A 15,083-nucleotide genomic window follows, 5' to 3' on the forward strand; every position below is an offset into this window, starting at 1 on the left:
CAAGCAGCTATTTATTCAATAGCATCAAGGACTGGATCTCGGCGTCGGAGTAGCCCAGCTCGCGCAACAGTTCGGCGCTGTGTTCGCCCAGGCGCGGCGGGTCCAGGCGCAGGCCGGGGCGCTGGCCGTCCAGCGTCAGGGGCAGCAGCACGGTATGGGTGGCGCGGCCATCGGGCAGCTGCATGGGGGCCAGGCCGCCGGTGGCTTGGAGGTGGGGGTCGTCCAGAAGGTCGTGTGGGCGGGTGATGGGCGCAAACGGCAGCGTATTGCGCTCGAACACCTCGGCGATGTGGGCGGCGCTAAAGGCGGCCATGCGCTCGCGCAGCAGCGGCATCATCCACTCGCGGGCGCGCACCCGGTCGTTGTTGCTGGCCAGACGCGCGTCGTATTGCAAATCGCCCAGATCAAAAGCCTCGCAAAACACCTTCCAGGCCGTGTTGCTGACCACCGCCAGAAAGATCTGCTCCCCGCCCTGCACGCTGAACACGTCGTAAATGCCCCAGGGCGAGATGCGGGCAGGCATGGGCGCGGCGGGCTGGCCGGTCACCGCGTACTGCAGCATGTGCTGGGCCACCAGAAACACATTGTTTTCAAACAGCGCGCTCTGCACCTCCTGGCCCAGGCCCGTTTTTTCGCGCTGGGCCAGGGCCGCCATGGCACCGATGGCGCCAAACATGCCGCCCATGATGTCGTTCACGCTGGTGCCCGCGCGCAGCGGGTCGCCGGGGCGGCCCGTCATGTAGGCCAGGCCGCCCATCATCTGCACCACCTCGTCCAGCGCGGTGCGGTGGTCGTAGGGGCCGGGCAGAAAGCCCTTGTGGCTGACGTAGATGAGGCGCGGGTTCAGCTTTTTGAGCGTGGCGTAGTCCAGGCCCAGCTTGGCCATGGTGCCGGGCTTGAAGTTCTCGCTGACGATGTCGGCGGTGGCAATCAGGCGCAGCGCGGCTTCCTTGCCCTCGGGGGTTTGCAGATCCAGCGCCAGGCTTTTCTTGTTGCGGTTAAACAGGGCAAAGAAGCCTGCCCCCGAGCCCAGCAGCTGCCGGGTGCTGTCGCCCTCGCGGCCATGGCCGATGGGCTCGACCTTGATCACCTCGGCCCCCAGGTCGCCCAGCACCAGGCCGCAGGTGGGGCCCATCACCATGTGGGTGAATTCGACAACGCGGATGTGGGCGTAGGGGAGCGCGTTGGCTTCAGACATTCTGGGATCCTTGGGTGAAATTTTTGGGCAGACCGGCCTCGGGGGTCATGCCGTAGATGGCTTCGCCGGGCAGCCCGGCTAGCAAAGGGGCGCGGGCCTGGAACAGCGTGGCCAGGTCGATGCCGGTGGCAATGCCCATGGCCTCGAACATGAACACCAGGTCTTCGGTGACCACATTGCCCGAGGCGCCCGGCGCATACGGGCAGCCGCCCAGCCCGCCCAGCGACGCATCAAACGTGCGCACACCGGCTTCATACGCGGCCAGGCAGTTGGCCAGGCCCAGGCCGCGGGTGTTGTGCATGTGGGCCGCCCCGGCCTTGCTGCCAATCTCGGCACGCAGCGCCAGGAACAGGCGCCGCACCTGCGCCGGGTTGGCCATGCCGGTGGTGTCCGACAGGCCCACCTCGTCCACCCCCACCCGCACCAGCTCGCTGGCCAGCCACAGCACCTCGGCATCCGCCACCGCGCCCTGCAGGGTGCAGCCAAAGGCGGTGGACATGCCCACCTCGATGGGCACGGCGGGCGCGGTGGCGTTGCGCAGGGCGACGATGCGCGCCACCTCGGCCACCATCTCCTCGCGGGTCTTGCGCACATTGGCCAGCGAGTGCGCCGCGCTGGCGGAGACGGGGATGGTCAGCTTGTGCACGCCCGCGGCCAGCGCCGCCTCGGCCCCGCGCAGGTTCGGCACCAGGGCCATCACCGTCCAGCCGGGCAGTGCCAGGGCGTGGCGCACCACTTCGGCCACATCGGCCATTTGCGGCAGCAGCTTGGGCGGCACGAAGGAGCCCACCTCCACCTCGCGGATGCCGCTGGCGTGCAGGGCATCCAGCCAGCGCAGCTTGTGCGCTGTGGCCATGGTGGCGGCCACCGACTGCAGGCCGTCGCGCGGCCCCACTTCGCTGATCAACACGCCCAGGGGCGGCGGGATTACCGTGGCCATACACATCCTCTGTAGAGAAGCCCGCGGGCTATTACCATCAATTTTGTCACGTATAAATGCAATTTAATCTTTTTAATACGCCTTAAGGGTTGGAATACAGTAGGCCCATCGTTTGCTTTAATCTCTTTCCCACTCCATTCCAAGGCGCACCACCATGACCGCACGCACCACCCGCCACCAGCTCCAGGTTGCCACCGTTCTCGAACGCTTCATTGACGAAAAAGTACTGCCCGGCACCGGCGTGGACAGCGACCGGTTTTGGGCCGGTTTTGACGCCATCGTGGCCGACCTGGCCCCCCAAAATATCGCCCTGCTGGCCGAACGCGACCGCCTGCAGCTGGAACTGGACGCCTGGCACAAGGCCCACCCCGGCCCCATTGCCGACATGCCCGCCTACCGCGCGTTTTTGGAGTCTATCGGCTACCTGGTGCCCATGCCTTTGAATGTGGCGGCCACCACCGCCAATGTCGATGCCGAGCTGGCCCTGCAGGCCGGGCCGCAACTGGTGGTGCCGGTGCTGAACGCCCGCTACGCCCTGAACGCCGCCAACGCCCGCTGGGGCAGCCTGTACGACGCGCTGTACGGCACGGACGCTATTCCCGAGACTGGTGGGGCCGAAAAAGGCAAAGGTTACAACCCGGTGCGCGGTGCCAAGGTCATTGCCTTCGCCCGCAATGTGCTCGACCAGGCCGCTCCGCTGGCCAACGGCTCGCACAAGGAAGCCACCGGCTACAGCGTGCAGCACGGCCAGTTGGTCATCAACCTGCACAACAGCAGCACCAGCCTGGCCCATCCCGAAGCCTTCATCGGCTACCAGGGCGCGCCCGCAGCACCCACCTCCGTGCTGCTGCAGCACAACGGCCTGCACATCGACATCCAGATCGACCGCAGCACGACGATTGGCAAGAGCGACGCAGCCGGTATCAGCGACGTGGTGCTGGAAGCCGCGCTGTCCACCATCCTCGACCTGGAAGACTCTGTTGCTGTGGTGGACGCCGAAGACAAGGTGCTGGCCTACAGCAACTGGCTCGGCATCCAGCTGGGCACGCTGACAGAAGAAGTGCAAAAAGGCGGCGGCAGCTTCACCCGCCGCCTGAACCCCGACCGGGTGTACACCGCAGCCAACGGCGGCACAGTGACCCTGCATGGCCGCTCACTCATGTTTGTGCGCAACGTCGGCCATTTGATGACCAACCCGGCCATTCTGTACGGTAATGGGCAGGAAATCCCCGAAGGCATCCTGGACGCGATGGTCACCGTCACCATCGCCATGCACGATTTACAACGCAAGGGCAACTCGCGCACCGGCAGCGTCTACATCGTCAAACCCAAGATGCACGGCCCGGCCGAAGTGGCCTTTGCCTGCGAGCTGTTTGGCCGCGTGGAAGCCGTGCTGGGCCTGCCGGAAAACACCGTCAAGCTGGGCATCATGGATGAAGAGCGCCGCACCAGCGTCAACCTGAAAGCCTGCATCGCCGCCGCCAGCGCCCGCGTGGCCTTCATCAACACCGGCTTCCTGGACCGCACCGGCGATGAAATGCACACCGCCATGCACGCCGGCCCGATGATCCGCAAGGGCGACATGAAGTCCAGCGCCTGGATTGCCGCCTACGAGAAGAACAACGTGCTGGTCGGCCTGAGCTGCGGCCTGCGCGGCAAGGCGCAGATCGGCAAAGGCATGTGGGCCATGCCCGACCTGATGCACGCCATGCTGGAGCAAAAAATTGCCCACCCCAAGGCCGGCGCCAACACCGCCTGGGTGCCCAGCCCCACCGGAGCCACGCTGCACGCCCTGCACTACCACCAGGTCAAGGTGTCCGACATCCAGATTCAATTGGAAAAAATCGATGCCAACGGCGAGCGCGACCACATCCTGAACGCCCTGCTGCAAATCCCGGTGACCGCTACGCCCCACTGGAGCGCCGCCGAGAAACAGCAAGAGCTGGACAACAACGCCCAGGGCATTCTGGGCTACGTGGTGCGCTGGGTGGACCAGGGCGTGGGCTGCTCCAAGGTGCCCGACATCCACAACGTCGGCCTGATGGAAGACCGCGCCACCCTGCGCATCAGCAGCCAGCACATGGCCAACTGGTTGCTGCACGGCGTGGTGACACAAGCCCAGATCACCGAAACCTTCGAACGCATGGCCGCCGTGGTGGACGGCCAGAACGCGGGCGACGCGGCGTACCAGAACATGGCCGGCCACTTCACCACCTCCGCAGCCTACAAGGCGGCGTGCGATTTGGTGTTCAAGGGCCTGGAGCAACCCAGCGGCTACACCGAACCCCTGCTGCACGCCTGGCGCTTGAAGGTGAAGGCGGGTACAGCCTGAGGCAAATGCTATTGAATAAGTAGCCTCTTGCGCTGACGGAATAAGCGCTGGAGGCCAATTTGGCACATAAAAATGGCACCTGCGGGTGCCATTTTTTATGCAAGAAGGATGTGGGCCCCTCCACTACCAAAATCGTAGCTGCCTGTGCTGGCTGGATAAGCGCAAAGGGCCGATTTCATACCTCCATGCAAAACGGCAGCCTAAGCTGCCGTTGTACGGGGTCTCACCGCGCCGGGTCTACCGGGCCATCGGGAAAAGCCCCCGAGTGCTTGAAATTTCGGTAGATCAGCGGGCTGGCATACGGCGGCGATCGCGGTCGTCGGAGGGCCAGTTGTATTCGGTGGTGCTGTGCAGTGTGGTCATCGGGAATCTCCTTGTGCATCTACAACGAGGCACCCGGCGATTCGGTTGACAACTTTTTTTAAGCGATCGCTTCCTCGAATACATGGGCCTGGCCCATCACGGTAATTTCCACGGTGGAGCCTACCGGCGGGATGTGGATGGCCGGGCTGCGCACCAGCAGCGGGGCGGTGGCCGACGGCGCGTCGGTCTGGGGATTGCCCAGCAGGCGCACCGTCAGGCCGCACAGCGCGCCGCCAAAGTCGATGTCTTCCACCACGCCCAGGCAGGCCTCGGCATCGGTGTCCATGGGGTCCACGGGCACGGCGGTCAACTGCAGCTGCTCGGGGCGCAGCATGATCTGCACCGGGCCGCTGCGCTGGCTGTCGTCGGCAGCGATCACGCCCAGGGCGCAGGTGGCCCAGCCTTGCGACAGCTGGGCAGGCAAGACAATGGTTTCGCCCAGAAACTGGGCGGTGGCCGCATCGGTGGGACGCAGGTACAGAGCGTGCGGCGGGCCCACCTGGGCCAGGCGGCCGGCACGCATCACCGCCACCTGGTCGGCAAACGACAGGGCTTCGGCCTGGTCGTGGGTCACCAGAATGGTGGTGATACCGGCGGCACCCAGCAGCTGGGCCACGGCCTTGCGGGTACTGGCGCGCAGGCCGGTGTCCAGGGCAGAAAAGGGTTCGTCCAGCAGCATCAGGCGCGGCCTTTGGGCCAGGGCGCGGGCCAGGGCCACGCGCTGCTGCTGGCCGCCAGAGAGTTCGTGCGGGCGGCGCGTCAGCATGGCGGGGTCGAGCGTCACCATCTGCATCAGCTCGGTGATGCGCTGGGCGCGGTCGGGGGCGTTGCGGGCCAGGCCGAAGCCGACGTTGTCGGCCACGCTCAAATGCGGAAACAATGCGCCCTCTTGCGGCACAAAGCCGATGCCGCGCCGGTGGGCCGGAATGGCGTTGGGCCCGTCGGCCAGTGTCTGGCTGCCCAGGGTGACGCGGCCCACGTCCGGCGCTTCAAAGCCCGCGATGATGCGCAGCAGCGTGGTTTTGCCCGAGCCCGACGGCCCGACGATGGCGGTGCGGCTGCCCGCGGCAACGCGCAGATCGACACCGGCCAGCGCCACTTGGGGACCGTAGCTTTTGCGTACGGCGTGTAATTCAAGAAAACCCATTGCCAATTACCGTCCAGCAGTTCGTTTGGATTGCACGTAGAGAAGCCAGGTCATGGGCATGGACAGCAGCACCATCATCAGCGCGTAGGGGGCGGCGGCGGCGTAGTCGATCTCGCTGCTGAAGGCCCAGAACGCGGTGGCCAGGGTTTGTGTGCCGGTGGGGGCCAGCAGCAAGGTGGCGGTGAGCTCGTTGGTGATGCCCAGCGCCACCATCGCCATGCCCGCGGCAGCGCCCGGTGCCGCCAGCCGCAGGGTGATGGACCACAGCGCCTGCGTGGGCGTGCGGCCCAGGCTGCGGGCGGCGTGCTCCAGCTCCACCGGGGCCTGGGAGATGCCCGCACGCAGGCTGACCAGCGCACGCGGCAAAAACATCAGCATGTAGGCCAGCAAGATCGTGGCCACGGTTTGGTACAGCGGCAGCGCCACCCGCACGGTGATGGTGACCAGGGCCAGCGCCACCACCACACCGGGCAGCGAGCCGACCATGTAGTTGCAGGCCTCCACCAGGCGCTGCAGCTTGCCGGGCTTGCGGATGGACAGCCAGGCCATGGGGACCGACACCACCGTGGTCAGCACACCGCCCAGCACCGCCCACACCAGGGTCTGGCCCAGGGCCGCGCCCATCACGTCCAGGTGCCACACGCCCGCGCCACCGGCCACCAGCCAGCGCGCCAGGGTAAACAAGGGCACACCCAGCGCCAGCAGGCTGGTGGCCAACGGCAGCAGCCAGGCCAGCGCCGTCCAGCGGCCCAGGCGGCTGCGCACCGGCATGCGGGCCGCCCCGGTGCCGACGCGGGCATAGCGCTCGTTGCCACGCAGGCGCGACTCCAGCCCCAGCAGGCCAAAGCAGCAGACCACCAGCACGCCCGCCAGCATATTGGCCGCCGGGCCGTTGTAGGTGGACTGGAACTGGTCGACGATGGCCGTGGTGAATGTGTCGTAGCGGATCATCACGTACAGGCCGTACTCGGCCAGCAGGTGCAGCCCTACCAGCAGCCCGCCACCGCACAGGGCCAGGCGCAACTGCGGCAGCACCACGCGCATGAACACGGCCCAGGGCCCCAGGCCCAGCGACGCAGCGGCGTCTTCCATGCCCGGGTCGAGCCGCCGCAGGGCCGCCGACAAGGGCAGATACATGAACGGGAAATAGGCGATGGTGGACACCAGCACTGCACCCACCAGGCCGTGCAGGCCGGGGGTAACCGTCATCCAGGCATAGCTGTGCACAAACGCGGGCACGGCCAGCGGGGCCACGGCCAGTGCGGCCCAGGTGCGGGCTCCGGGCAGGTCGCTGCGCTCGGTGAGCCAGGCCAGGGCCAGGGCCAGCACGCCGCAGACCGGCACGGTGACCAGCTCCAGCAAGGCGGTGTTGACCAGCAACTCGCCCACGCGGGCGCGAAAAATCAGCGGCGCGGCGGTGTCCCAGCCGGTTTGCCAGGCCACCCAGACCACAAAGCCCAGCGGCAGCAGCGCAAACAGCGACACCAGCACCGCCGCCGCGCCCACCCACGACACGCGCCCGCCCCCGATGCGCTGCAGGGCATCGGGCGGCACACCGGCCAGGAACGGTGCGCGGGGAAGAGCGGACGGTACGGCGGACACGGTGGGTTTACAGCAAGCCCGCCTGGGTCATCAGGTCCGAGACTTTTTTGCTGTTCAGGTTGGAGGGCTCGACCTTGGGCGACTGCAGATCGGCCAATGGCACCAGCTTGGAGTTGGACTGCGCGCCCACGCCCACGGCGTATTCATACGAGTCGCCGGTTTTCAGAATTTCCTGGCCCGCTTTGCCGGTGACCCACTTCACAAAGGCCTGGGCTTCCTTGGCGCGCTTGCTGGTGGCCAGCACGCCGCCGCCGGAGATGCTGACGAACGCGCCCGGATCTTCGTTGCGGAAGTAGTGCAACGCGCTGTTGTTGCTGTTTTCAGCGGTCTTGGCCTGGTCGCCGAAGTAGTAGTAGTGGTAGATCACGCCGCCGTCGATCTGGCCGGCATTGACAGCCTTCATCACCGTGCTGTTGCCCTTGTAGGCGGTGAAGTTCTCTTTCATGCCCTTGAGCCAGGCGGCGGTGGCGGGCTCGCCCTTCATTTCAAGCATGGCGCTGACGATGGCCTGGAAGTCGGCACCGGCCTGCGAGGCGGCCCAACGGCCCTTCCAGGCGGGGCTGGCCAGATCCATCATCGACTTGGGCAACTGCTCGGGCGTGAACTTTTTCTTGTTGTAGACAAACACCGTGCTGCGCGCAGCCACACCAATCCAGTGGCCCGTGGCGGGGCGGAAGGTGGCGGGCACCTGGGCCAGCGTGGCGGGGTCCAGCGGTGCAAACAGGCCGGCCGACTCCACCAGGCTCATGGCGGGCGAGTTTTCGGTCAGGAACACGTCGGCGGGCGAGGCCTTGCCCTCTTGCACCAGTTGGTTGCCCAGCTCGCTGTCGCCGCCGTTGCGCAACACCACGGGGATACCGGTTTCCTTGGTAAAGCCCTTGGCCCAGGCCTGGGTCAGGCTGACGTGCTGCGCGTTGTAAACCACCAACGGCTCGGCGCTTTGCGCAGAGGCTCCCATGGAGACAGCCAACACACCGGTAGCCAGCGCCACGGCACGAACCAGGAAAGGGATGGAAATTTTCATAAGAACACTTTGGATGGAGGGGGTGCCGGGGGAAGGTCCTCCCGGTGCCACATTGCGAACAGTGCAAATAAGAATTAATTGCATCTGAATTCTAACCGCGCACTCTCCATCGCCGGGGCTGCCCCTGCGCAACAGCAGGCTATTTACAGAGATTTAAGGCCCTTCGTTGGCAGAACGTGTTCAGAGCCGGGCGTTGCGTGTGCTGCTGGATTTGCGGTGTCGGCGCCGGCGTTCCGACTTGCGTCGGCTGAAGGCCAGCATGGCGCGCAGCCCTTGCGCGCAGCCCACCAGCATCGCCGCGCCCAGGGCCCAGGGCATCACCTCGTGGACCAGGGCCGATGCCAGAAACGAGGCTTGCTCCTCGTCCAGCTTCATCTGCTCGGCCGAACGCGCTGGCGCGTTGTTGGCATTCGCGGCATCACTGCGGGTGTCGCCGTTGGCGCGGCGGCGCAGCACATTGATTTCGGGATCGGCATTGCCATCGGGGGCTTTGTCCGAGCCGAACTCGGTGCTCAGGTACTGCCTGGCATCAACGGCACCGGTGCTGACCGCCAGGTCTTTGGCGGCCATGTGCACGGTTTCACCCAGCGGGCGGGCTTCGGGCTTGGTGGCAGAGGCCGGATTGGCGGGTTTGGGCGCGGTATCGGTGCGGGGCTCGGGGGTAGCGGCTTTGTCGGCAGCCGCTTTGGAGGGCATGGAAGACAGGGCCCGCAGCACGGGCGAGTCCGAATGGGCATCGGCCAGATCGGCTGCCTCCTGGGCATCCTGAGTGGACCCGGGCGCCAGATTGGGCAAAAGCGCAGCGGCTGCAGGCAAGACCCCACCAGCACCCGCCACTGCACAGACGGCACACGCCACCGCACGCAGCTTTTTGACCCCACGCCATTCCATAGCCTGTCTCCAACTCCGTAACACTGGCCCGCGCCGAGCGCGCGTAACAACTTGATTTATTTAATTTTATTGGCAATGCACACGGACAGGGGGGCTTGTAGCCCAGCCCAGGGGAAACACTACCGCCTCACGAATGCTACTTATTTTATAGCTACAAATACATATTTGGTCGGCGCAGGATACGTTTTTCTTCTATGCGCAATGGTGTCAAACTGTTTCATTCGGTAAAGAACGCCGCTACCATGGCCTATGCCAAGCGCCGCCAACCTGCCCAACCCGCAAAACTGCCCGCTGTGCGGCCTGCCCAATCTGTGTGCCATGGAGCAGGCGCGCCGCACCGGGCAGGCGCAAGCCCCGTGCTGGTGCCTGGCGGCAAACATCCTCCCGGCCACGCTGGCGTCCATCCCCCCTGCGGCTCGGGACCTGGCCTGCATCTGCGCCGCCTGCGCGGCGAAGGTGCCAACGGTTTAAGGCCCCACGCCGCACCTGCCCATGACCTCCTGGACCTCCGGACTGCTCCACCCCGCGCTGCTGGTACTGGCACTGCTGACCGCCCTGCTGGCCGGGGCCCTGCGCCTGCTGCGCCCCAACCACCAGCGGGCGCTGCGGGCCACCTGGGCCTTGCTCAACCTGACCTGGTGCGCCCAGCTGCTGGCACTGCTGGCGGCCAGCCAGGGCCACACGCTGCTGGAGGGCATCTTGCGCAACACGGCCCATGTGTGCGCAGTGTGGGCCAGCATCCAGATCGGTACGCTGCTGGTGTTCCGGGTGCTGTTACCCGCCCTGCGGGTGCACCTGCCGCAGATCGCCCAGGACCTCACCCTGACCGCCCTGACCCTGGCCTGGGGCCTGCTGTGGTTGCGGCTGGCCGGTGTGGACCCGACCCAGCTGTTCGCCACCTCGGCCATCGTGACGGCGGTGGTGGCCTTTGCCATGCAGGACACGCTGGGCAATGTGATGGGTGGCGTGGCGCTGCAACTGGACAACTCGCTGCGGGTGGGCGAATGGGTGCAGCTGGACGACCTCAGCGGCCGCGTTGCGGATGTGCGCTGGCGTTACACCGAAATCGTCACGCGCAACTGCGAGACCGTGGTGGTGCCCAACAGCTGGCTGATGAAGAACCGCTTCAAAGTGCTGCGCAAGCGCCCCGGAGAGCCCCTGCTGTGGCGGCGCATGCTGCACTTCCACGTCGACCAGGGCGCTCTGCCCAACCGGGTTCTGCGCACGCTGGAACAGGCCGTGGCGGACGCCAGCATCGCCAACGTGGCCACGCAACCGGGGCCCAGCGCGGTGCTGATGGAGATGGGCGCGGGCTACCACCACTACTGCCTGCGCTACTGGCTCACCGACCCGCAGTTTGACGACCCCACCGACTCCGCCGTGCGGGTCCATGCCCTCACCGGCCTGGCCCGCGAGGGCATCCGCCTGGGCGTGCCGCTGGCCGAGCGCCTGGTGACCCACGAGGACGAGCACTCGCGCAACGCCCGCGACCAGCGCGAACTGGCCCGGCGCACCGCGGCCATCCACCGCATCGCCCTGTTTGCCAGCCTGCCCGAAGCCGAGCAGCACACCCTGGCCGCGCACCTGGTGCACGCGCCGTTTGTGGCGGGCAGCACCATCACCCGCCAGGGATCGGTCGCGCACTGGCTGTACCTGATCCTGCACGGCGAGGCCGAGGTGGTGGTGGACAGCAGCGCGGGCCGTACCACCGTGGCCCGGCTGCACGACGGCGAGTTCTTCGGCGAAATGGGCCTGCTGACCGGCGAGCCGCGCAGCGCCACCGTGCGGGCCGTGACCGATGTGGAGTGCTACCGGCTCGACAAAGAAGGCTTTGGCCTGGTGCTGGCGGCCCGCCCCGCCCTGGCCGAAGAAGTGGCCACCCTGCTGGCCCAGCGCCGCGCCGAATTCACCGCCCGCATGCAACAGACGGCGGCCGCCGCGCCGCCGGTGCGCAGCAAAGACCTGCTGGCGCGGATGCAGGCGTTTTTCGGCATGGAGCCGGGCGACTGAGGCTACCATCCGCTCTTCACCACGCCACCCGGGCCCCGCGCCCCACCCTGCCCCATGTGCCAATTGTTAGGAATGAACTGCAACACCCCGACCGACGTGGTGTTCAGCTTTAGCGGCTTTGCCGAGCGCGGGGGCCGCACCGACCACCACAGCGACGGCTGGGGCATTGCCTTTTTCGAGGGCCGGGGCCTGCGCCACTTTGTCGACCACCAGGCCGCCTGCGAGTCGCCGGTGGCCGCGCTGATCCGCAACTACCCCATCAAGAGCCGCAACGTCATCGCCCACATCCGCAAAGCCACCCAGGGCGTGGTGGCGCTGGAAAACTGCCATCCGTTCGTGCGTGAGCTGTGGGGCCGCTACTGGGTGTTTGCCCACAATGGCGACCTGAAAGACTTCCACCCGCGCCTGCACAGCAGCTTTCGGCCCGTGGGCAACACCGACAGCGAACGTGCCTTTTCCTGGATCATGCAGGAGCTGGCCAAGTCGCATGCCGGGGTGCCCAGCGTGGCCGAACTGACGCTGACCCTGCGCGAGCTGGCCGAACGCATCGCCCGCCACGGCACCTTCAACTTCCTGCTCAGCAACGGCGAAGCGCTGTGGGCCCACGCCAGCACCCAGCTGCACTACGTGGAGCGCAAACACCCGTTTGCCCATGCCTCGTTGAAAGATGACGACCTCAGCATCAACTTTGCCGAACACACCACCGCCCACGACCGCGTAGCCATGGTGGCCACCGCGCCACTGACCACCAACGAGGCCTGGACGGCGTTTGCGCCCGGTGAGCTCAAGGTGTTCGTAGACGGCGCGCTGCTATCGATTGAGTAGCTGCTTACGCCCACGGAATAAGCGCCAGGGGCCGATTTTCCTTAAACTTTTAACGCCGCTTCCAGCGCGTCGATAAACAGTGCCGCCACGTCGCAGCCGGTCTGGTCGAAGATCTCCTGGAAGCAGGTGGGGCTGGTCACGTTGATCTCGGTCACGCAGTCGCCGATCACATCCACCCCCACCAGCAGCAGGCCGCGCGCCGCCAGGATGGGGCCCAGGGTTTCGCCGATCTCGCGGTCGCGCGCCGAGAGCGGCTGCGCCACCCCCTTGCCGCCCACCGCCAGGTTGCCGCGCACCTCGCCGCCCTGCGGAATCCGCGCCAGGCAAAACGGCACCGGCTTGCCGCCGATCACCAGCACGCGCTTGTCGCCCAAGGCGATTTCGGGCAGAAACTTTTGCACCATCACGCTCTGCGCACCGTCTTTGTTCAGCGTCTCGATGATGCCGCCCAGGTTCAGCCCGTCGTCTTTCACCCGGAAGATGCCCATGCCGCCCATGCCGTCCAGCGGCTTCAAGATGATGTCGCGGTGCGTGGCGTGGAAGGCGCGGATGGCCTCAGCGCTGCGCGTCACCAGCGTGGGGCCGCTGAACTGCGGGAACTCCATGATGGCCAGCTTTTCCGGGTGGTCGCGCAGGGCCCGCGGCTTGTTGAATACCCGGGCGCCCTCGCGCTCGGCCTGCTCCAGCAGGTGCGTGGCGTAGAAAAATTCCGAATCAAACGGCGGGTCCTTGCGCATGATGATGGCGCCAAAGTCCTTAAGTGCGCGCGGGCTGCCCGCAAATAGCGGCTGGGCCACGCTGAACCAGGCCGACTTATCCCCGGTGAGGTGGATGTCGCGCACCTGCGCCGTCACCACCGCGCCCGTCTGCCACTGCAAATCCTGCGGCTCGCAGGCCGAAATAGTGTGCCCGCGCCGCTGCGCCTCGCGCATCATCACAAAGGTGGTGTCCTTGTGGATTTTGAAAGACTCCAGGGGGTCGGCGACGAAGAGGATGTTCATGGGAACCTTCAAACAATGGGACGGCGGTACTGTTGCACAAACAGGGCGATGGCACCCGCCACCACCCCCCAAAAGGCCGAGCCCACACCGGCTATCACCACGCCGCTGAGCGTGACCAGGAAAGTGATGGTAGCGGCCTCGCGGTGCTGCGGGTCTTGCAGGGCGGTGGACAGCGCGCCGCCGATGGTGCCCAGCAGCGCCAGCCCGGCGATGGCGGCGATCAGCTCGCGCGGAAAGGCCGTCAGCACGCCAGTAATGGCCGCACCAAAGATGCCGATCAGCACGTAAAAAATGCCGCAGGCCGCCGCCGCGGTGTAGCGCTTGGCCTTATCGGAATGCGCCTCGGGGCCCATGCAGATGGCGGCGGTGATGGAGCTCAGGCACAGCGCAAACGCACCGAACGGCGCCAGCACCAGCGTGGCCAGGCCGGTGATGGTGATGAGTTTGGAGATCGGCATGGCATAGCCCGCCGCCCGGATGGCCGCTACGCCGGGCAGGTTTTGCGAGGCCATGGTCACCACAAACAGCGGCAGCGCCATGCTGACCATCGCGCTCCAGGTGAAGACCGGCACCACCAGCTCCGGTTTTGCCAAAGAAAATTCGATGCCTGCGCTTACCAGTTGGCCACGAGCAGCTACGTAAACAATAGCAACCAGCAGGGTCAGCACCACCGCGTAGCGCGGCAGCCAGCGCCGGGCCAGCAAATAGGTGGCCAGCATCAGCAGCACCAGCGGCAGGGCCGACTGCGCGGCGGCAAAGCCGTTCAGCCCGAAGCGCGCCAGCACCCCGGCCAGCAGCGCGGCGGCAATCGCCACCGGGATGCGGCCCATCACCCGCTCGAACAGCCCGGTGACGCCGCACAGCGCAATCAGCGCGCCGCTGGCCATGAACGCGCCGATCGCCTCGGGCATGCCAAATCCGCCCGCCAGCGCCGCCGTGGCCACCACCGCCGCGCCGGGCGTGGACCAGGCCACCATCACCGGCTGGCGCAGCCACAGCGAGGGCAGCAGCGTGCACAGCCCCATGCCCAGGCCCAGCGCCCACATCCACGAAGTCAGCTGCTCCGGCGTGGCGTGCAGGGCCTGCGCAGCCTGGAAAACGATGGCCACCGAACTGGTGAAACCCACCAGCACGGCCACAAAACCGGCGGTAACGGCCGAGAGATTGATATCTTTGAAAAACGTCATGGGCCCATTGTCCATGACACAAAATGTCCGCCCCCACCCCCACAGCTGGCGAGCGAGGTGGCCGGTTGGGGGACCATGGATGGCATGCCCCCATGCAACAGGGGGGGCGAAAAGGGCGTGGGAATTTATACCTTTAATGGCTGCTTATGCTTTACCGGCCAGCACAAGCAGCTATTTTAAATATAGCAAGTCTACTGTCGCCCGGGCACATGCAGGCTAGGGCCGACCGGGAGGGCCAGACTTCATTTGCCTGCTGGCCTCTTTGTCGGCCATGCGTTGGGCGCGACGGCGATCGGCCTGTTTTTGGGCGCGGCGCTCGATGCCTTGCAGCGCATTTTTCTCTCTGGCTTCTACATGCGCCCGCAGGGCCATGATCTGGGACTGCGTTTCCTCGTCGTAGGGCGGTTTGCGCTTGCGGCCCACAAGGACCATATAAACCACTGCGATACCCACCAAGGCAAGTCCACAAGCCACCAGCAAACTCTCCATCACCGCCTCCCCCTGTTCGTCCATCGTCCCTCTTTCTACGGCGTAAAACGCGACGGAAACACCGCTAAATATGA

The 15,083-nt window shown here is 66.1% G+C and carries 13 protein-coding genes; 4 read left to right on the top strand and 9 right to left on the bottom strand.

The window, feature by feature from the left end; genetic code table 11:
* Positions 1-7: 7 nt before the first annotated feature.
* Together AB3G31_RS20165 and AB3G31_RS20170 are read right to left on the bottom strand one after the other, a co-directional pair.
* On the bottom strand, positions 8-1,198 hold the full coding sequence (locus tag AB3G31_RS20165) for a CaiB/BaiF CoA transferase family protein (protein WP_367847827.1): 1,191 nt from the start codon (positions 1,196-1,198) through the stop codon (positions 8-10).
* Positions 1,191-2,138, bottom strand: coding sequence for a hydroxymethylglutaryl-CoA lyase (locus AB3G31_RS20170; protein WP_367847828.1), 948 nt, complete (start codon positions 2,136-2,138; stop codon positions 1,191-1,193). The genes AB3G31_RS20165 and AB3G31_RS20170 overlap by 8 nt, the downstream gene beginning before the upstream one ends.
* Positions 2,139-2,292: 154 nt before the next feature.
* Here AB3G31_RS20170 and AB3G31_RS20175 point away from each other — a divergent pair, with 154 nt between their 5' ends.
* A complete protein-coding gene (locus AB3G31_RS20175; RefSeq protein ID WP_367847829.1) occupies positions 2,293-4,470 on the top strand; it encodes a malate synthase G in 2,178 nt (725 codons plus the stop codon).
* A gap of 421 nt (positions 4,471-4,891) precedes the next feature.
* Here the strand turns inward: AB3G31_RS20175 and AB3G31_RS20180 are convergent, their stop codons facing one another.
* From AB3G31_RS20180 to AB3G31_RS20195, 4 genes are all read right to left on the bottom strand, one after another.
* Positions 4,892-5,980: an ABC transporter ATP-binding protein gene (locus AB3G31_RS20180; protein WP_367847830.1), complete on the bottom strand. Its 1,089-nt coding sequence runs from the start codon at positions 5,978-5,980 to the stop codon at positions 4,892-4,894.
* Between the two features lie 6 nt (positions 5,981-5,986).
* Positions 5,987-7,582 (bottom strand): ABC transporter permease, encoded by a 1,596-nt coding sequence (locus AB3G31_RS20185; RefSeq protein WP_367847831.1) that lies wholly within the window; start codon positions 7,580-7,582, stop codon positions 5,987-5,989.
* Between the two features lie 7 nt (positions 7,583-7,589).
* On the bottom strand, positions 7,590-8,606 hold the full coding sequence (locus AB3G31_RS20190) for an iron ABC transporter substrate-binding protein (RefSeq protein WP_367847832.1): 1,017 nt from the start codon (positions 8,604-8,606) through the stop codon (positions 7,590-7,592).
* Positions 8,607-8,786: 180 nt separating this feature from the next.
* Entirely contained in the window at positions 8,787-9,497 is a 711-nt protein-coding gene (locus AB3G31_RS20195) for a hypothetical protein (RefSeq protein WP_367847833.1), read from the bottom strand.
* Positions 9,498-9,746: 249 nt separating this feature from the next.
* On the opposite strand from AB3G31_RS20195, the gene AB3G31_RS20200 reads away from it, so the two are divergent.
* From AB3G31_RS20200 to AB3G31_RS20210, 3 genes are read left to right on the top strand one after another with little or no spacing between them, the layout of a single operon-like run.
* Positions 9,747-9,968 (top strand): cysteine-rich CWC family protein, encoded by a 222-nt coding sequence (locus AB3G31_RS20200; protein ID WP_367847834.1) that lies wholly within the window; start codon positions 9,747-9,749, stop codon positions 9,966-9,968.
* A 21-nt stretch (positions 9,969-9,989) separates the two neighbouring features.
* Positions 9,990-11,507 (top strand): cyclic nucleotide-binding domain-containing protein, encoded by a 1,518-nt coding sequence (locus AB3G31_RS20205; RefSeq protein WP_367847835.1) that lies wholly within the window; start codon positions 9,990-9,992, stop codon positions 11,505-11,507.
* Positions 11,508-11,561: 54 nt separating this feature from the next.
* Positions 11,562-12,332: a class II glutamine amidotransferase gene (locus AB3G31_RS20210; protein ID WP_367847836.1), complete on the top strand. Its 771-nt coding sequence runs from the start codon at positions 11,562-11,564 to the stop codon at positions 12,330-12,332.
* 41 nt (positions 12,333-12,373) lie between these two features.
* Here AB3G31_RS20210 and gshB read toward each other — a convergent pair whose 3' ends face one another.
* The 3 genes from gshB to AB3G31_RS20225 all read right to left on the bottom strand — a co-directional run bounded on the left by gshB (position 12,374) and on the right by AB3G31_RS20225 (position 15,033).
* Complete coding sequence (gene gshB / locus AB3G31_RS20215; protein ID WP_367847837.1) at positions 12,374-13,333, bottom strand: glutathione synthase; 960 nt, start codon at positions 13,331-13,333, stop codon at positions 12,374-12,376.
* Between the two features lie 8 nt (positions 13,334-13,341).
* Positions 13,342-14,520, bottom strand: coding sequence for a benzoate/H(+) symporter BenE family transporter (locus tag AB3G31_RS20220; protein ID WP_367847838.1), 1,179 nt, complete (start codon positions 14,518-14,520; stop codon positions 13,342-13,344).
* 216 nt (positions 14,521-14,736) lie between these two features.
* Positions 14,737-15,033 carry a hypothetical protein gene (locus AB3G31_RS20225; RefSeq protein WP_367847839.1) on the bottom strand — a complete coding sequence of 99 codons (297 nt, stop codon included), beginning with the start codon at positions 15,031-15,033 and terminating at the stop codon, positions 14,737-14,739.
* Positions 15,034-15,083 lie beyond the last annotated feature (50 nt).

The organism is Rhodoferax sp. WC2427, assembly GCF_040822085.1.
GTDB lineage: Bacteria > Pseudomonadota > Gammaproteobacteria > Burkholderiales > Burkholderiaceae_C > Rhodoferax_B.